Source organism: Pantoea sp. Aalb (assembly GCF_009829985.1).
Lineage (GTDB): Bacteria > Pseudomonadota > Gammaproteobacteria > Enterobacterales > Enterobacteriaceae > SZZU01.
Map to the genome: position 1 here is coordinate 1 of NZ_SZZU01000004.1, position 19036 is coordinate 19036.

General features: G+C 27.4%; 14 protein-coding genes and 1 rRNA gene. 5 read left to right on the top strand and 10 right to left on the bottom strand.

Annotation, left to right across the window (positions count from 1 at the left end):
* Positions 1-105 (bottom strand): 16S ribosomal RNA (locus FD728_RS04135); the annotation flags it as partial.
* A gap of 335 nt (positions 106-440) precedes the next feature.
* Positions 441-1310, bottom strand: a complete 870-nt coding sequence (murI, locus tag FD728_RS04140; RefSeq protein ID WP_159935122.1) for a glutamate racemase — start codon at positions 1308-1310, stop codon at positions 441-443.
* A gap of 774 nt (positions 1311-2084) precedes the next feature.
* On the opposite strand from murI, the gene sthA reads away from it, so the two are divergent.
* The gene (sthA, locus tag FD728_RS04145) at positions 2085-3488 is read left to right on the top strand and encodes a Si-specific NAD(P)(+) transhydrogenase (protein ID WP_159935124.1); all 1404 of its coding nucleotides are present in this window, start codon (positions 2085-2087) and stop codon (positions 3486-3488) included.
* Positions 3489-3525: 37 nt separating this feature from the next.
* Here the strand turns inward: sthA and argH are convergent, their stop codons facing one another.
* The 4 genes from argH to argC all read right to left on the bottom strand — a co-directional run bounded on the left by argH (position 3526) and on the right by argC (position 8028).
* On the bottom strand, positions 3526-4920 hold the full coding sequence (gene argH, locus FD728_RS04150) for an argininosuccinate lyase (protein ID WP_159935126.1): 1395 nt from the start codon (positions 4918-4920) through the stop codon (positions 3526-3528).
* Positions 4921-4989: 69 nt separating this feature from the next.
* On the bottom strand, positions 4990-6216 hold the full coding sequence (locus FD728_RS04155) for an argininosuccinate synthase (protein WP_159935128.1): 1227 nt from the start codon (positions 6214-6216) through the stop codon (positions 4990-4992).
* 14 nt (positions 6217-6230) lie between these two features.
* Positions 6231-7007, bottom strand: coding sequence for an acetylglutamate kinase (gene argB, locus FD728_RS04160; RefSeq protein WP_159935130.1), 777 nt, complete (start codon positions 7005-7007; stop codon positions 6231-6233).
* 16 nt (positions 7008-7023) lie between these two features.
* Complete coding sequence (gene argC / locus FD728_RS04165) at positions 7024-8028, bottom strand: N-acetyl-gamma-glutamyl-phosphate reductase (RefSeq protein WP_159935132.1); 1005 nt, start codon at positions 8026-8028, stop codon at positions 7024-7026.
* Between the two features lie 152 nt (positions 8029-8180).
* Between argC and argE the strand changes: the two genes are divergently transcribed.
* On the top strand, positions 8181-9341 hold the full coding sequence (argE, locus tag FD728_RS04170; protein WP_159935134.1) for an acetylornithine deacetylase: 1161 nt from the start codon (positions 8181-8183) through the stop codon (positions 9339-9341).
* A gap of 1009 nt (positions 9342-10350) precedes the next feature.
* On the opposite strand, the gene FD728_RS04175 is transcribed toward argE, so the two are convergent.
* The 4 genes from FD728_RS04175 to rpmE all read right to left on the bottom strand — a co-directional run bounded on the left by FD728_RS04175 (position 10351) and on the right by rpmE (position 14450).
* The gene (locus tag FD728_RS04175; protein WP_159935136.1) at positions 10351-11049 is read right to left on the bottom strand and encodes a DUF2076 domain-containing protein; all 699 of its coding nucleotides are present in this window, start codon (positions 11047-11049) and stop codon (positions 10351-10353) included.
* Positions 11050-11317: 268 nt separating this feature from the next.
* Positions 11318-12208 (bottom strand): methylenetetrahydrofolate reductase, encoded by an 891-nt coding sequence (gene metF, locus FD728_RS04180; RefSeq protein WP_159935138.1) that lies wholly within the window; start codon positions 12206-12208, stop codon positions 11318-11320.
* A 381-nt stretch (positions 12209-12589) separates the two neighbouring features.
* On the bottom strand, positions 12590-13741 hold the full coding sequence (gene metB, locus FD728_RS04185) for a cystathionine gamma-synthase (RefSeq protein WP_159935140.1): 1152 nt from the start codon (positions 13739-13741) through the stop codon (positions 12590-12592).
* A 493-nt stretch (positions 13742-14234) separates the two neighbouring features.
* Positions 14235-14450, bottom strand: coding sequence for a 50S ribosomal protein L31 (gene rpmE / locus FD728_RS04190; protein ID WP_159935253.1), 216 nt, complete (start codon positions 14448-14450; stop codon positions 14235-14237).
* A 310-nt stretch (positions 14451-14760) separates the two neighbouring features.
* Here rpmE and priA point away from each other — a divergent pair, with 310 nt between their 5' ends.
* The 3 genes from priA to hslV all read left to right on the top strand — a co-directional run bounded on the left by priA (position 14761) and on the right by hslV (position 19028).
* Positions 14761-16959 carry a primosomal protein N' gene (gene priA, locus FD728_RS04195; RefSeq protein WP_159935142.1) on the top strand — a complete coding sequence of 733 codons (2199 nt, stop codon included), beginning with the start codon at positions 14761-14763 and terminating at the stop codon, positions 16957-16959.
* A 751-nt stretch (positions 16960-17710) separates the two neighbouring features.
* Positions 17711-18400: an SPOR domain-containing protein gene (locus tag FD728_RS04200; RefSeq protein ID WP_159935144.1), complete on the top strand. Its 690-nt coding sequence runs from the start codon at positions 17711-17713 to the stop codon at positions 18398-18400.
* 97 nt (positions 18401-18497) lie between these two features.
* Positions 18498-19028, top strand: a complete 531-nt coding sequence (gene hslV / locus FD728_RS04205) for an ATP-dependent protease subunit HslV (RefSeq protein WP_159935255.1) — start codon at positions 18498-18500, stop codon at positions 19026-19028.
* Positions 19029-19036: the final 8 nt, after the last annotated feature.

The window sequence follows — 19036 nt, forward strand, 5'->3', positions numbered from 1 at the left end:
CCACTCGCCACCCAAAGAGCAAGCTCTTTTGTGCTGCCGTTCGACTTGCATGTGTTAGGCTTGCCGCCAGCGTTCAATCTGAGCCATGATCAAACTCTTCAATTTTAAAGTTTGTTTATTGTTCTGTGAATTAAAATTTGTAATAAAATTACGTATTTATTCATCAGAAATTAGACATTTTATATCTAAAAATATTGATATTACACCTATAAGTGCCCACACCAATTGTCTAATAAATTGTTAAAGAACTATACAATATATTTTATACTATTAAAATATTTTATACTATTAAATAAGTAAGATACTCTATCCTAAACTTTTTATATAATCAGTCAAGTATTTATTTTAAATTTTATATTATTAATAATATCAATTATTAAATCTTTTCAATTAATAATTGATTTATTTAATAATAATAATAAATTTTTGAATTTAATATTTTAAATTACAAGCTTTTCTAAAGAAGAAAACCCATAATGTTTTAAAATTGGAATTAATAGCGTTACTTTACGATCTATATTTGTGCAAAATGCAATATTATGTCTAGAAGTAATAGCTTTGTGTAATTCTTTATGTGTTAATAAATAAGTTACATGACGTGCAACCGCTACGCCACTATCTATAAGCTTTATTTTATCTGATAAAATATTTTGTATTTCTTTTCGCAATAATGGAAAATGTGTACACCCCAATACTACTGTATCTGGTCGTTCTTGCATATTAAGCCAAGGTTCTAAAGTATTTTTTATGTCAGACAATAATACTTTTTCTCCACGTAATTTAGCTTCTGCTAATTCTACTAATTTAATTGATCCTAACATTAAAGTTTTACATTTATTACGAGCAAAGCGCTTTATTAATTTATGAATGTAAGGACGATATATAGTATTACGTGTAGCTAATAAACCAATTATACCGTTACGAGTTAAACATGCTGCAGATTTAATAGCTGGAACAACTCCTACTATTGGAAATGTAAATTGTTTACGTAAAATAGGTAAAGAAACTACACTTGCTGAATTACAAGCAATCACTACAAGAGTTAAGTGAAAACGATTAGCAATAGTTTTTACTATTTTTAAAGTATATTTTTTTATAAATTCTTCATTTTTCTCTCCATATGGAAAATTTTTATTATCAAAAACGTAAATATAACGAATATTAGGTATTAATTTTTGAACTTCTTTATATATCGAAAGTCCACCTATGCCAGAATCAAAAAATAATATAGTAGATCTTATATGAGATACTGTATTTAAATTTAACTCTAAGGTAGTACCCGATTTTATAAATGGGGAACAATAATTCATTTCTTTCTCTTCAGTTATTACTATGGTATAGTAATAACTATTATAGTAATGATTAATGTTATTATTATTATTTAAATTTTTTAAATAATAAATATTCTAATTAAATGAATTTATAAAAATTAAATGCTTTAAAAACAAAAAATGTAAATTATGGTTTAAATTAATAAAATTAATAAAATTAATAAGAAACTATATTTAATATTTAGTAAGGAATTTATTAATTACTTTACTTAATAAAAAGCATACATGATAATGTATATATACTATATATATATTGCATAATATGTATAGTATATATACATTATATTAAAGAAATTTAATAAAAATAAGTTTAATACAGTTATTTATTGTTTTTTAAAAACATATAGTATAAGGCTATTTGGAATAATAAATATCAAAATATCTTAAATAAGATCTTTATTCCTACTTAATAAAGAAAACATTATTATATTTAAATAAGATTTTTTATTAAATTTCAAAATTAATAAACCTTATCCGCAGTATAATTACTATAGATTACATTTTTATTAAAAAATCATAATACAAATTAATATTTAAAACATAAAACTAAAATTTACTCTGATAATAATCATATAATATAAAACCGTACTTTTAAAATTGATTAAGTTTTAATGTACATAAAAATGAAATATTCAATTTACACTATTTTTTATATTTACATATATAGAAAATATCTTTATATAATTAAAATCAATTTTTAATTAAAAAAACATTGGTTTAATAAAATATTTAAAAACCATTAGGATTTATGATATGCAAAAAAAAACTTGTGATTATGATGCCATAGTAATTGGCTCTGGTCCAGGTGGTGAAGGTGCAGCAATGGGACTTGTTAAGCAAGGAGCACATATTGCAGTAGTTGAACGCTATCATAATGTTGGAGGAGGTTGTACTCATTGGGGAACTATTCCGTCTAAAGCATTACGTCATATTGTTAGCCGTATAATTGAATTTAATCAAAATCCTTTATATAAGACTAATAGTAAAATTCTACATGCTACATTCTCTGATATAATAAACTATACAACAACTATTATTCGTAAACAAACTTCAATGAGGCGTAATTTTTATGAACGTAATCATTGTATTCTTTATCAAGGTAATGCTAGTTTTATAGATATTAATAAAATTATAATACAAAAACCAGATGGTACATTTGAATATTTAACTGCAGAAAATTTTATTATTGCTTGTGGTTCACGCCCATACCATCCAATTGAGGTAGATTTTACACATCCTCATATTTATGATTCTGATTCAATTTTAAATTTACACCATAAACCTAACCACATAATTATTTATGGCGCTGGAGTTATTGGATGTGAATATGCATCTATCTTTCGTGGTCTCAATATTAAAGTTGATCTAATTAATACTCGTAATCGGTTACTTGCTTTTTTAGATCAAGAAATATCAGATTCTCTTTCTTACCATTTTTGGAATAATGGTGTATTAATTCGTCATAATGAAGAATTTGAAAGAATTGAAGGTATTAATGATGGAGTTATTATACATTTAAAATCTGGTAAAAAAGTTAAAGCAGATAGTTTGTTATATGCTAACGGACGTACTGGAAGTACAAGTTCCTTATTATTAGAAAAAGTAGGTTTAACTACTGATAATCGTGGTTTATTAAAGGTTAACAAAATGTATCAAACCACACAACCGCATATATATGCGGTTGGTGATGTAATTGGTTATCCAAGTCTTGCCTCTGCAGCTTATGATCAAGGCCGTATTGCTGCTCAAATAATTATAAATGGTCAAGCCAGCTCTCATTTAATTAAAGATATTCCAACTGGAATTTATACTATTCCAGAAATAAGCTCAGTTGGAAAAACAGAACAAGAACTTACTATAATGAAAGTACCATATGAAGTAGGTAGAGCTCAATTTAAACATTTAGCTCGCGCTCAAATTGTTGGTATGCATGTTGGAAGTTTAAAAATTTTATTCCATCGTGAAACTAAAGAAATTTTAGGTATTCATTGTTTTGGAGAAAGTGCAGCTGAAATTATTCATATTGGTCAAGCTATTATGGAACAAAAAAATAAAGGTAATACAATTGAATACTTCGTAAATACTACGTTTAATTATCCTACTATGGCTGAAGCTTATCGTGTAGCTGCTCTAAATGGTTTAAATCGTTTATTTTAATAAATAATTAATTATAAAAATAAAATAAAACTAAAAATTAATTATTTTTTATACAAGAACATAAAATACGTTGTTTTGCTTCAATTATAGCCTTAGATACTTGTTTTGGTGAAATACCACCGTATGCATTGCGCCTATTAAGACAAGATTGTAGTGAAAGAATATTATAGACATCCTGCTCAATTAATAAACTAAAGTGTTGGAGCTGAATTAAACTCAATTCTTCAATCATTAGACCTTGTTTTATTGCTTCTAATACGATTTTCCCTACAACATGATGTGCTTCACGAAAAGGCAAACCTTTTGCTACCAAATAATCAGCTAATTCAGTAGCATTAGTATAACTTTGTGTAGCTGCTTCTTGACAACGTAAAATATTAATTTTGATATCTTTTAATACTAACACTGCCATATGTAAACAATCAATCCAAGTATCTATAGTATCAAAAAGTCCTTTTTTATCTTCTTGCATATCTTTATTATATGCTAAAGGCAGACCTTTTAATATCACTATCATACTAACTAAAGATCCATGTACTCTCCCACATTTACCACGTATTAATTCTAGGATATCAGGATTTTTTTTCTGTGGCATAAGAGAAGAACCTGATGTTACCTTATCAGATAACTCAATAAAACCTGCTTCAGCTGTATTAAAAAAAATCATATCTTCTGCAAAGCGTGAGAGATGAATCATACTAATAGAAGCATTAAATAATAACTCTAGTATATAGTCACGATCAGAAACAGTATCAAGACTATTGCGTGTTGCTGAAGAAAAACCTAACCAGTTAGCAAGTTGTTGACGATCAATATCATATGGTGTTCCAGATAATGCCCCACATCCCAATGGACTAATGTCAAGACGTTTTAAAGTATCATGTAGACGACTTTCATCACGTGTTAACATCTCAACATAAGCTAAACACCAATGTACAAATGGTATTGGTTGTGCTCGTTGAAGATGAGTATAACCAGGTATTACTAAATTTTGATAATTTTCACCAGTTACTATTAGTGCATTCTGTAATTTGTGTATAGCATGTAGTAATAAATTTACTTGTTGTTTACACCATAACTTTAAATCAGTAGTAATCTGATCGTTACGACTACGACCAGTATGCAATTTTTTCCCTAATAATCCAATTTTTTCAATCAATTTTTCTTCTATCCAACTATGAATATCTTCCGAATTACTTTTGAGAATCTGTTGCGGATCATCACATATTTCTTTTAATAATGTATATAATGCTCTTTCTATTTGCTTTTGTTCATTAGTATTTAATACATTAACTGTTACTAATGCTTTTGACCAAGCTATAGAAGCAATAATATCTTGTTTTGCTAATCGATAATCAAAACTAAGTGATTCATTAAACTTTAAGAATCGTTTATCTCTGTTATGTAAAAAACGTCCACCCCAAAGTGCCATCTTATTAATTCCTAGATATATTAGATAATTATTTTTTTAAAAAAATATTAGTAAACAAATGATTATTAACTATTTATTATGATAATTATAATTTTTTAGAGCACGAATACGAGAAGAAAGTGAAAATAAACGAATAAATCCACCTGCATGACTATGATCGTATACTTTATCTTTTCCAAAAGTTGCAAATTCTTCTGCATAAAGGCTATTTTTTGATTTTTTTTGAATTGCTGTAACATTTCCTTTATACAATTGTAGAACAACTTCACCATTTACTAATTCAGATAAAGATTCTGCTGCTATTTGAATAGAATCTCGAAATGGAGTAAACCAACGGCCATCGTAAACTACATAAGACATTTCTTGTCCTAATTGCTCACGCCACTTAAAACTATCGCGATCTAATACTAACTGTTCAACTGCACGTAATGCTTTCATCATAATAGTACCCCCTGGGGTTTCATAACAACCACGTGATTTTATGCCTACTAGACGATTTTCAACAATATCAAGACGACCAATACCATGTTTAGCTCCTAATTCATTAAGCTCTTTTAAACATTGAAAGGGACTTAACTTCTTTTTATTTATAGCAATTACGCTTCCTTTTTTTATAGTAATAATAACATTTTCAGGCTGATTTGGTGCAGTTAATGGATCTACTGTCCATATCCAACAATCTTCATTTGGCGCATTCCATAAATTTTCTAATATTCCACCTTCAGTAGAAACATGCCAGATATTCTCATCTCGACTATAAATTTTTTCTAGAGATGCAGTAGTTTTAATATTACGTTCTTTTAAATAATTAATAAGCATTTCTCGCGAACTTAAATTCCATTCTCGCCATGGTGCTATTACATTTAGTTGAGGAGCTAAAGAACTATAAGCAGTTTCAAAACGTACTTGATCATTACCTTTACCAGTAGCTCCGTGACATAATGTATCTGCACCAATATTTAAAGCAAGATCAACTTGTGCTTTTGCGATGATAGGACGAGCCATTGCAGTACCTAGCATATAGGTACCTTCATATAAAGCACCAGTTTTTAATACTGGATAAACATATTTATCAACAAATTCTTTTTTTAAATCAATAATATAACATTTAGAAGCTCCTGATTGGATAGCTTTATTTTCAATATCTTCTAAATCACTATTATTTTGTCCAATATTTGCTACAAATGCTATTACATCACAATCATTATAAGAATCTTTAAGCCATGGAATGATGGCTGAAGTATCTAAACCGCCGGAATAAGCTAGAACAATTTTTTTTATTTTATATTTATTCATTTAGTTATCCTTAATTATATTATGATTCTAGTTCCAATCGATCTACCTTTAAAAAGAGCCAATAGCTTTTCAGACTGATGCCAACTAGCGATATCTACTGGACGAGAGAGTATGCGTGCTGCATCTAAAGCTGCATTTATTTTTACTATCATACCATTAGTAATAATACCTATCGCAATTAGTTGTTTTGCTTTTTCTGCTGTAATCTCAGTAATAGGATAGCCTTGTTCATCAATAATATTATTGACATCAGATAAAAATACTAAATTTGCATTAATAGTTACAGCTAAAGCAGTTGCTGCTTGGTCTGCATTAACATTCATTAAATAACTATTTTCAGCAATGCCTATAGAGCTTATAATTGGAATATATCCTGCATTAAATAATATATTTAATAGTTTTGGATTACCTGGTATAGCATTACCTACATATCCCATTTCTTTATCAAATTGTTTAACAATCACTATATCTGCATCACCTAAGCAAAGTCCTAATGCAGGAATATTATATTTCTTTGCCCAAAATAATAATTTTTTATTTGCAGTACCTGCTAAAGCACCTGTAATAATTTCAATTTGATCAGCTGGAGTTATACGTAAACCATTTTTCTTTTTAATAGGTAAATCTAAACTTTTCATTAATTTATCTACTAAACATCCACCACCATGTACTATAACTACAGAACGTTTCTGTTGTTTTATATACTGTTGTAGTGCATGAAATAAAGTTTTTAATGCTTCTTTATTATCTAATAAAGTACCACCTAACTTAATGATTAAAGGATTGGACATAAATTACTTCCATGAATTAAATCAAAGAGAGTGTTTCAGGAAAGCCAAAACGGATATTTAGACATTGGACTGCTTGTCCAGAAGCTCCTTTTAATAAATTATCTTCTGCAGAAACAATAATAAGATGTTCTCCTTTTATTACAAAACCAATATCGCAGAACGGTAATCCTACGACAGCTTTTAAGGCTGGTATTCCCTTATTATATATACGAATTAAAGGCTTATTATAATAAGCCTTATAAAAAGCATCTATAACGTCCTGCTGTTTTACAGATTTTTTTAAATAGCAAACAATAGTGGCAAGAATACCTCGTGAGAAATTTCCTAAATGAGGAATAAAAATTACTGGTATACCAAGATATGAAGTAATTTCTTGATGATGACGATGATTAAAAATGCCATATGCTTGTAAACTAACTTCACAAAAATGATTTATTAGGCTCGCTTTTCTTCCAGAACCACTTACACCACTTATAGCATTAATTACTGGCCAATATTGATTGTTTAATAGATTAAATTCTACCAATGGTTTTAATGCTAATTGTGTAACTGTAGGATAACATCCAGGCACTGCTACTAGCTGAGCTTCTTTAATTTTATCTCGATACCATTCTGCTAAGCCATATACTGCTTTATTTAATAAATCTTGATGTTGATGATTCAGAAAATAATATTTTCTATAAAATTTTTTATTATTAACACGAAATGCACCAGATAGATCAAAAACTATACAGTTCATTTTTAAAAAATTTGGAACTAAATCGTGACTAATTTCATGAGTTGTTGCAAAAAAAACTACATCAACTTTATTCACTACTTTAGAAGTATAACTCAAAGGTTTTAGAGGTATATCAATAATACCTTTTAGCTGTGGATGTAAATCTGATAGTAGTTTTTCAATATCAGAACTATACTCAGATACGATCAATGCAATTATATTTATGTATGGATGGCGGGTTAAGTAAATAGCAAGCTCTACTCCAGTATAACCACTAGCACCAATAATCATTGCATTTAACATAAAATTATATACCTTAATAGTTATTCATTTATAATTGTAATTTTAACTAATACATATATTATGATTATAATTATTCAATTGCAAAAATAATAATATTAATATTCAATATTATTGAATTAATATTTATAATTTCTATTATAAGATTATTAATAGTGAAAATAAAATTACCATCATTTATTGAAATTTATCGACAGTTGATTGCTGTACCATCAATAAGTTCTACTAATAAAAATTTTGATCAAAGCAATAAAGATTTAATTGATTTGCTAGCTAATTGGTTTGAAGAACTCGGTTATAATATAGAAGTAAAATTGTTACCTAATAATTTATATAATAATAAATTCAATATGTTAGCACGTAATAAAATCGAAACAAATGATGGCGGTTTACTATTAACCGGTCACACTGACACTGTAGCTTATGATGATAATCAATGGATTTTTAATCCCTTTAAACTTACTCAAAAAGACGATAAGTTTTATGGTTTAGGTTCTGTTGATATGAAAGTTTTTTTTGCTTTTATTTTAGATGTATTACGTAATGTTGATATGAAAAAATTAAATAAACCATTATATATTCTAGCAACGGCTGATGAAGAAACAACTATGCAGGGTGCAAGGTATTTCGTGGAATCTACTTTAATAAATCCACATTACGCTATCGTAGGAGAGCCAACGTCGCTTAAGCCAGTACGTGGTCATAAAGGTTATTTTGCAAAAATAATACATATTCAAGGGAAATCTGGTCATTCTAGTAACCCATCTTTAGGAATAAATGCAATCGAGGTAATGCACCAATCAATTACACAATTAATAAAATTACAAAAAATTTTAAAAAAAAAATATAATCACAATGGTTTTTCTATTACTTATCCTACAATAAATTTTGGTCAAATTAAAGGTGGAAATGCAGTAAACCGTATTTGTGATTATTGTGAACTTCACATAGATATTAGACCAACTCCTGGATTAACTATTAAACAATTCAATTTCTTACTAAATAAATTATTAATACCAGTAAAAACCTGTTGGCCAGGATGTTTAACAGTTACTGATCTACATATGCCTATTCCAAGTTATGAATGTTCAAGAGAACTTGAATTTGTAAAGATAATCGAAAAATTATCAGGTACATCAACTAAGTTAGTTAACTATTGCACTGAAGCATCTTTTATTCAAAACTTATGCCCAGTATTACTTTTAGGTCCAGGATCCATTAATCAAGCTCATCAACCAAATGAATTTCTTGATTTTAAGTTTATTAAACCTACTCATACTCTTATTAAAAAAATAATTCAATATTTTTGTTATTAACGTTTTAATATTTATTTACTAGATAAAATCTATTATTAATTAATAATTTGATTTAACTAAAAATTTTTATCATAAAAAATATAATTTTATATAAATGTAAAAACCAATAAACTATATTTATTAGATCTTATTATAAATAAACATTTAAATTATTTAACTCAATATAATAAAATTTATTAAGTTTTAGTTAATCAATTATTAAAAATGATTCAATTTATTAGATATTTTAATTGATTTAAAAAATGAATAAATTAAGGATAATAAATATAGGTCGCTTTGGCGTTGGGATAATAGTTTTTGTTGGTATGAAGATGAACTATGTTATGATTTATTTGGAGAGTTATTATTAATTCAACGTTGGGGAGGATTAAATAATCGACTAAATGATGAAAAAACTAAAATAATATCTGATTTCATGACAGGTATTTCTTATTTACGTGATATTGATAAGCAACGTTGTAGGAGTAATAAATCATATTATAGAATAAAATAAGTATTAAATTGTTATATTCATAACAATTTAATACTTAACTACTTATGTTGATTAAAATGACTAATAGTATAAATTTAAGATGATACGTAGAATATTTTGTTATTACAATAAGGCTTTTAGTTGACAAATATTAAACAAAATGTCTATCACTATACGTAATCCTTAATACTAAACCTTATTAATTTATGTAAATATTTTTGAGATAAGATAAAACATTAGAAATATAAAATATTATATTAATCTTATATTTCTAATGTTTAGACTGTATTACTATATAATATATCAGCAAAATATGTATTTTATAATACATACAAAAATTTACTATATAAAAATATTACCTTCAATTGACTATTTCTTTACATAAATATATTGAATTTTAATTCATAAAATCAGTAATTCTATCTTTTACCAGCAAAAGATAGCATTTATTATATGACATATTTTGCTGAATAATATCAATTAATATTTGAATATGTTTAAATATATAAAATTGTAGACATAACTTGATAGTAGTAATTAAAAAAAACTATCATCATCGTTACTAAAATCATTAGTATCAATATAATTATTTGATAAAACATCATTTTGATCTAGAAAATGTCTATCAGATACATTATTAAATGTATCTAAATTATTGGCATCAAAATCTTGATGTAATAAAGAATCATTTTCTCCTGTTATTGAAGGTGTTGGATTTTCAATAATATTTACAATCTCTTGTGGTTCTGAATGATGAAACATATTAGTTAACATATTACCTAATACTACTCCACCAGCTACACCAGCAGCTGTTTGTAATGCTCCAGACATAAAACTACCGACACGTGATGATGTATTAGGAGATTGTGCATAATTATTATAGTTAGATGAAGATTGTTCTGGCTGAGGTTGAGGTTGAGGCTGAGGTTGAGGTTGAGGTTGAGGTTGAGTACGACCACCAAATAACTCACTAAAAAAACTTCGATTTGTTGGTTGCTTATTAGTTTTTAATTTTAAAATTTCATTTTTTAATTGCTCAACATCTTGGTTGAGTCTTTTAAGTGCAGCTTCTTGAATTAAAATGGATTGTGCCATGTAATAAGGAGCTGAAGGTTGTTGATGAATAAATTTCTGAATCAACTGTTCTGCTTCAGTATCGCGTAAACCTGTAGTTTGCTCTGTTTGTTTTATTCTTTGAAACAAACCTTCTATTAATTGTTGTTCTTCAGATTGCATAAATTGTGCCCCATTTTATTAAAAAATAGAATAAATATCTAATACAAAAAATATAATTTAGATATAAATCTAAATATATTATTTTATATATATACTATATATGATATATCACTAATTTACTATATTCAGTTAGAAATATCGCTAATATAATAATAAGTTTATTCAAAAAAATAAAGAAATATAAATTTAATGAGCTTATTATAAATATTTTTTTAGAAAAAAATATTTATTCATATAGATATCTTTGAAAACTAATTTTTTGATATTACTAATTATATGGACGTAATCCTAACATATGGCAAATAGCATAACTCATATCAGCGCGATTAAGTGTATAAAAATGAAAATCTTTTAATCCTTCACGTGATAATATTTTTATCATATCCATAACAATATTAATACCAATCATTTTACGAGTCTCTAAATCTTCATCTAATCCTTGAAACATAGTTTTTATCCATTTAGGTATACGAACATTAGTAATGGTAGCAAATCGTTCTAGTTGTTTAAAATTAAAAACTGGTAAAATTCCTGGTATAATTTCAACGTCAATACCAGCTACAACACATCGATCACGAAAACGTAAATAAGTTTCTACATCAAAAAAAAATTGTGTAATAGCGCGATTGGCACCTGCATCAATTTTACGTTTTAAATTAATCAAATCTGCTTGCGCACTTTTTGCTTCAGGATGAACTTCTGGATATGCTGCTACAGATATATCAAAATCTCCAATTTTTTTCAATAAAGCAACTAAATCGTAACCATACATTTTAGGTTTTTGTTTACTAGGTAGTAAATCGCCGCGAATTGCTATGATATGGTGAATATCATTCATCCAATAATGACGTGCAATAGTACACAGTTCATCATGTGTAGTATCTATACAGGTTAAATGTGGAGCTGCTTTAAGACCAGTACGTGCTTTTATATTTTGAATTATATTATAAGTTTTTTCCCGATTACCAGAATTAGCTCCATAAGTTACAGAGACAAATTTAGGTCTTAAACTACTTAAACGATCAATAGAATTCCATAACATTTCTTCCATTTCATTAGTACTGGGTGGAAAAAACTCAAAAGATATATTAATCCGTCCATTTATTTCAGCTAATCTTTGATTCAACACTTCACATTGGTTAGCATTAAAGAAAGTCATGTTTAATACCTATCTTTATTATAACTTATTTTGCGTATTTTATTTTTAATAATCTCAAGAAATAAAGTATTAATAATAAAATAATCAATTATATTTTTATATAAATTAATAACACTTAATTTAATAAATTTTTATTAATATTAAAGAATGTAATATGATAAAAATATATAAAGGAATATTGATTTTCATTATTTATTTTTATTAATTAAAGTTATTTATGTAATCTTAATAATGAATTATACACGGTAGTAGATTATTTAAATTTATATGAAACAATCAGCGATTTGGTCATATATATAAAATTCATTAATACATGATTCTAAGTAAGCAGATGCATTTTAAAAATGCGATGAATACTTAGAATTAATATATTAAATTACCTTATAAGATGCAAAATGCATTATCTAAATCAGCGATAAGATCTTCATAATCCTCGATACCAGTAGAAATACGCAGTAGAGTTTCAGAAATACCAGCTGTTGTACGCGCTTCCTTAGACATTCCTGCATGAGTCATAGTTGCCGTATGTGAAATTAGGCTTTCAACACCACCAAGAGATTCAGCTAAAGTGAATAATTTTAGTGCTTTTAAGAAATTACATAAACTTGTTTCATTAACATTCAATTCAAAGCTTAACATAGCACCAAAGCCACGTTGCTGACGTACTGCGTATTCATGACCAATATGATCTGGTAAAGAAGGGTGATATATTTTTTTTACTAATGGTTGTGTTTTAAGATATTCAACTATCAGTAATGCATTACGCTGAGCAGCTTCCATACGAGGAACTAATGTGCGTAGCCCTCGTAATAATAAATAACTATCAAAAGCTGCACTAGTAACACCAATATTGTTCGACCACCAAACAAGTTCACTGACTACCATAGGATCTTTAGCAATTACAGCACCAGCTACAACATCAGAATGGCCATTTAAATATTTAGTGCAAGAGTGAATCACTAAATCAGCACCTAAAGCCAATGGATTTTGTAAAACTGGACTTAAAAAAGTATTATCTACTATACTTATAGTACCAGCTTCCCGAGCAGCTCGACAAATGCTCATAATATCCACTACACGTAATAAAGGATTACTTGGACTTTCAACAAGTATTAATTTTGGTTTTTCTGCTAAAGCTATATTTAAAGCAGATTGGTTACTTTGATCAATAAACTTAACACGATACAATCCACGCTTACTAAGGCTATCAAATAAACGATAACTACCACCATAACAATCATGTGGCGATATGAGTAAATCACCTGGCTTTAGAAACATGGTAGTAACCATGTGTATTGCTGACATTCCTGTATTAGTTAAAATAGCTCCTGCGCCACCTTCTAATTCTGCTAAAGCTTGTTGTACTATATCACGAGTTGGATTACCTCGACGCGAATAATCATGTAATCGTGGTTCTTTAAAATTAAGAAAATTATAAGTAGTAGAAAGATGAATCGGTGGGACAACACAACCATATTGCTCATCATTATTTAAACCGCTGTGTACTGAAATAGTTGCTTGTTTACGCTTCATGATACTTACTTATATTCTGAATAACGACCAGGATAGCAAAAGAATAACATTTAAAAAATGTAGACGTGAATGCATCTAAAGGCTTCTATTGTTTATATATTACATTTTTATACTAATTAAATTAGCATTTACAATAAATTAATTTAATATAAATAAATATTATCATTTTATCTATATTAATTTAAGATCCTTAATTAATGTATAAATTATAATAGGTTATACTAAATATAGTAACATATTTATTATATTTAATTATTATTTAATATAATTTATATATATAAATTAATATATATATACTATTATGGTTTCAGCAAATAAATTACTTTTATACAAGACTAAAAGGAAAAATATTCATCTATTATAAATAGCAAATTAAAATAAGCTAATTCAATATTTAAAAAAAAAATTTTATTAATACTTAAACTGAAATAAAGAGTTAATTATTAAATTAAAATAGTAAAAATCTTATTTTAAAAATTTTTAATAAAAAAATTCATTTTTTATTATTTAAAATTGCAAAACGTTTGTTAAAGCGTTCAACACGACCACCTGTATCTACTACACGTTGTTTTCCAGTGTAGAATGGATGGCATTTACCACACACATCTAAATTAAGATCATGACCCATGGTAGAACGAGTATGAATTACGTTGCCACAAGAACAAGTTATAGTTACTACTGTATATTGTGGATGAATACCTTGTTTCATTGAATAACCTCCAGAAATAGATTTCTTTAAAAGACCAATCAAATTAAATAGATACTTATTTTAAAAAATTCTAGTTTTGACCAAACTTTTTATTTTAAGATAATAAAAAACATCTTATTAATATTTATTACTATGAATAAATAATTAAAATAATTTGAATTAAGTTAGCAATTAATAATAAATTATTGAATAAATAATAATATAGTAAATATTAAATTAGTAAATATTTAACTTGTTACTGTAATATTTAAAAGCATAAAAAAATATTTTTTCTTACCTATTGCCTACTTAGGATTATATAAACCTTAATATGTTAGTTGTTCAAATTGCATTACCATTACCTCTACCCCGATTATTTGACTATTTATTACCTCCTGATGTACCACAGTTAGTTCCGGGTGCACGAACTCAAGTATCATTTGGTAACCGTACAATGATCGGTATTGCTGTTAATATACTTGAAAATAGTAAATTACCATTAACGCAACTTAAAAAAATTGAAAAAGTAATTGATGATCAAAGCTTATTTTCTCCTGTGCTTTGGCATATATTACACTGGGCAGCAAATTACTATCATTTCCCTATAGGCGAAGTATTGAGTCATGCATTACCAGTTCTATTACGTCAAGGAAAACCAACTAGGATAAATACAATGAGGAAATGGATAATAAGTGATGCAGGACGTAAAGTTACAATGGAAAGTTTGAAATATGCACCAAAACAGCAGAAAGCTCTTGCTACTATTCTTAAACAACCATTATATTATAATCAAATAAGCAAACATAATATTACTCATGCCACATTAAAATCTTTACGTACTAAAGGACTGTGTGATTTATATGAAGAAGCATCAACAATAATTGATTGGCGTAATAATTTTAAAATTAAAGGCAAAAGATTAGATTTAAATAAAGATCAAGAATTTGCTGTACAAGCAATTAACAAAGAAAGAAATTCTTATGTAGCATGGTTATTAGCTGGTATTACCGGTTCAGGGAAAACAGAAGTTTATCTTAGAGTGTTAGAAAAAATACTAGCATGTGGTAAACAAGCATTAGTATTGGTACCAGAAATTAGTTTAACGCCCCAAACCATTAAATACTTTCGTGAACGTTTTAAAGCACCAATAGACATATTACATTCATCTCTTAAAAATAGTGAACGTCTTTCTGTATGGTTACGTGCTCGTAATGGTGAAAGCGCAATTGTAATTGGCACTAGATCAGCAATATTTACACCATTAACACGTTTAGGTGCAATTATTATAGATGAAGAACATGATACTTCCTATAAACAACAAGAAGGATGGCGTTACCAGGCTCGTGATTTGGCTGTATTTCGTGCTCATCAAGAGAATATTCCTATTATATTAGGATCAGCAACACCAGCATTAGAAACTTTACATAATGTATACAACGGTAAATATAGGCAACTTAGTCTTATTAAACGTATTGGTAATGCAAAACCCACATTACATAAAACTATTAATATTAAAGGTCAACAACTTAAAAGTGGTTTAGCACCAATATTGCTTAAGAAAATTAAGCAACATTTACAAAATGATAATCAAGTGTTAATTTTTCTGAATAGACGAGGATTTTCTCCAGCTCTTATATGCCATGAATGTGGCTGGGTAGCTGAATGTAAGCTTTGTGATAGTTATTATACATTGCATCAATATAATCATCAATTGCGGTGTCACCATTGTAATAGTAAACAAACTATTCCTAATCAATGTTTTAACTGTAAATCAACACATATAATACCAGTTGGAGTTGGAACAGAACAATTAGAACAATATCTTCATATTTTATTTCCGAATATATCTATTTCACGTATTGATCGTGATAATATTAAGTCTCAATGTACATTAGAAAAATATTTTCTTAATATACATAGAGGTGGAGCCCATATTCTCATTGGTACACAAATGTTAGCAAAAGGACATCATTTTCCTAACGTTACTTTAGTATCTTTATTAAATGTTGATAATGCATTATTTTCTGCTGATTTTCGTACGACTGAACGCTTTGCACAATTATATATACAAGTTGCTGGACGTACAGGAAGAGCAGGAAAACAAGGTGAAGTACTACTACAAACTTATCATCCAGAGCATCCACTATTAAAAAAATTGATGCATTTCGGATATTTCTCTTTTGCTAAGCAAGCTTTATTAGAAAGACAATTAGTACAATTACCCCCGTGGACAAACCACGCAATTTTCCATGCTGAAGATATAGATAACTGTCAAGCAGAAACATTTCTTACTCAATTACGTAGCATGTTAGAAATAAATCCTAATAAAGATAAGAAAACATGGTTAATGGGCCCAATACCATCATTAACACCAAAAAAAAATGGACGTTGGCGATGGCAGCTTTTAATACAACATCCATCACGACAACATTTGCAGCTATTAATCAAATGTTCATTATTATTTATTTATACATTACCTATTACTCGTAAAATCAAATGGTTAATAGATATTGATCCAATAGAAAGTTAATTAATCTAATGAATTTTAAATGACTGATTAAATCGTTCATTCAATATAATTTTTAATTATATATAAAATATATAGTTAAGAAATAAATACAACATAACACTCTCTTTTAATGTTATATTTATATATAAAAAAATATCTTTTTAAGAAAAATTCAAATACTTTCTAAATACTTATACTTAATAAGTATTATTATACTTTTATGACATTGTTATATAATTAAAGTATAATAATATAAAAAATATAATATTATTATGAGTTAATATATAATAATATTGGTTAATTACAGATTATTAAATTATAATTTATATAATACTATAAAAATTAGTAATAATTTTATTTTTAATTTTAATTAGAATGATTTTTTCAATAAATAAAAGAACTTAATATTTTTACATCTAATTACTAAAATTATAATCAGTAAAAAAATGTTTATATTTGCTATAAAAAATTTATGTAATTTAATTACAGAATAATTATATTTTTGTTATTCTTTATTTTATAAAGAAATATTTAGTAATAGTAATAGTAATAGTAATAGTAATAGTAATAGTAATAGTAATAGTAATAGTAATTCCAATTGCTCTATCAATTTAATCTATCAATGATTTAATTTTTTTAGAAAATAAATCATCAGTATTGCTATTCAAGCTAATATTAAGGTAGTGATATTTAATATCATACTTTTCTATTATAATTTATATAATTAATTTTCAACTGAGTATTTAATTTTTAAAAGGATATTAAAAGTAAAGTGGAACAAAAAGATTATGTAAGCAGAAAATATTCAACGGTAATACGAAAGAAAAAAATAGGATACAAAAAGAATAACAAATCTAACGTTGTAAATTTAATAATGATAACTGCAGCTATATTATTTATGATATTATTCATCAATAAATTATGGTTTGTATCATCTTATCAAAAGAAAAATATGTCAGCATCTTTAAATAATAAAATTAATGACAGCATACTTCCTCCTAAACCGGAAGAACGATGGAAGTATATTAAAGAATTAGAAAATAATCAAATTAAAATGCCATTATTAAAAAATTACATCATTAATAATAATGATAAAACTAAATCGCGAATTTTATTACCGAATAAAGACGATAAAAATCAAACAGTTTTCATTAACCGTAAATCTAAAACTCAAACACCGAACTTACAAAATAAATTGAATAATAATATTCATACTCATAGTGAGCAAAATAATTTACAGCATTGGATTATACAATGTGGTGTATTTAAGGAGGGTATATTAGCGGAATCTATACATGCACATCTAGCATTTCAAGGCTTTGAAAGCCATATTAATAGCAAAGACGGTTGGAATAGTGTAGTAATAGGCCCCTTTAAAGATCGCAATAGTGCTTATAGTATAGTTAACCGTTTACATATTTTTGGCTATAAAAACTGTATTCCCTCCATATCAGGGGGTTGAAACCCCTTAATAGTGCCCCATATCAAGTTGCATGATACTCCTTGCTAAGCGCATGAGTTTTCTTTTTTTACACATAACAGCAACAAGGGATTTGCTTGTGACAACAATAGTAAGCGTACGATTGAAGGGCCAAGTAGTGATCGGCGGAGATGGTCAAGCTACTTTTGGCACTACTGTAATGAAAAGTAATGTTAAAAAAGTACGACGCCTTTACAATGATAAAGTAATCGTAGGCTTTGCCGGTGGTACTGCAGATGCTTTTACATTATTTGAATTATTTGAAAGTAAATTAAAAATGCATCAAGGTCACTTAGTTAAGGCTGCAGTTGAATTGGCAAGAGAATGGCGTACAGATCGAATACTACGTCGTCTCGAAGCATTGTTAGCAGTTGCAGATGAAAATACTTCATTAATAATTAGCGGTAACGGTGATGTAGTTCAACCGGAAAATGATCTAATCGCGATTGGTTCTGGAGGGCCTTACGCCCAAGCAGCAGCACTTGCGCTGTTAGAAAATACAGATATTAGTGCGCGCGATATTGTTGAAAAATCACTGAATATTGCTGGCAAAATATGTATTTATACCAATCATAATATTAACATAGAAGAATTATCCTCTAAGGCGTAAGGATCACA

Excerpts from the sequence above, each read along its gene's own strand:
- rpmE (WP_159935253.1), bottom strand. The coding sequence starts at position 14,450 with ATGAAACAAGGTATTCATCCACAATATACAGTAGTAACTATAACTTGT.
- metF (WP_159935138.1), bottom strand. The coding sequence starts at position 12,208 with ATGACTTTCTTTAATGCTAACCAATGTGAAGTGTTGAATCAAAGATTA.
- argB (WP_159935130.1), bottom strand. The coding sequence starts at position 7,007 with ATGTCCAATCCTTTAATCATTAAGTTAGGTGGTACTTTATTAGATAAT.
- FD728_RS04155 (WP_159935128.1), bottom strand. The coding sequence starts at position 6,216 with ATGAATAAATATAAAATAAAAAAAATTGTTCTAGCTTATTCCGGCGGT.
- metB (WP_159935140.1), bottom strand. The coding sequence starts at position 13,741 with ATGAAGCGTAAACAAGCAACTATTTCAGTACACAGCGGTTTAAATAAT.
- murI (WP_159935122.1), bottom strand. The coding sequence starts at position 1,310 with ATGAATTATTGTTCCCCATTTATAAAATCGGGTACTACCTTAGAGTTA.
- sthA (WP_159935124.1), top strand. The coding sequence starts at position 2,085 with ATGCAAAAAAAAACTTGTGATTATGATGCCATAGTAATTGGCTCTGGT.
- argC (WP_159935132.1), bottom strand. The coding sequence starts at position 8,028 with ATGTTAAATGCAATGATTATTGGTGCTAGTGGTTATACTGGAGTAGAG.
- argH (WP_159935126.1), bottom strand. The coding sequence starts at position 4,920 with ATGGCACTTTGGGGTGGACGTTTTTTACATAACAGAGATAAACGATTC.
- FD728_RS04175 (WP_159935136.1), bottom strand. The coding sequence starts at position 11,049 with ATGCAATCTGAAGAACAACAATTAATAGAAGGTTTGTTTCAAAGAATA.
- priA (WP_159935142.1), top strand. The coding sequence starts at position 14,761 with ATGTTAGTTGTTCAAATTGCATTACCATTACCTCTACCCCGATTATTT.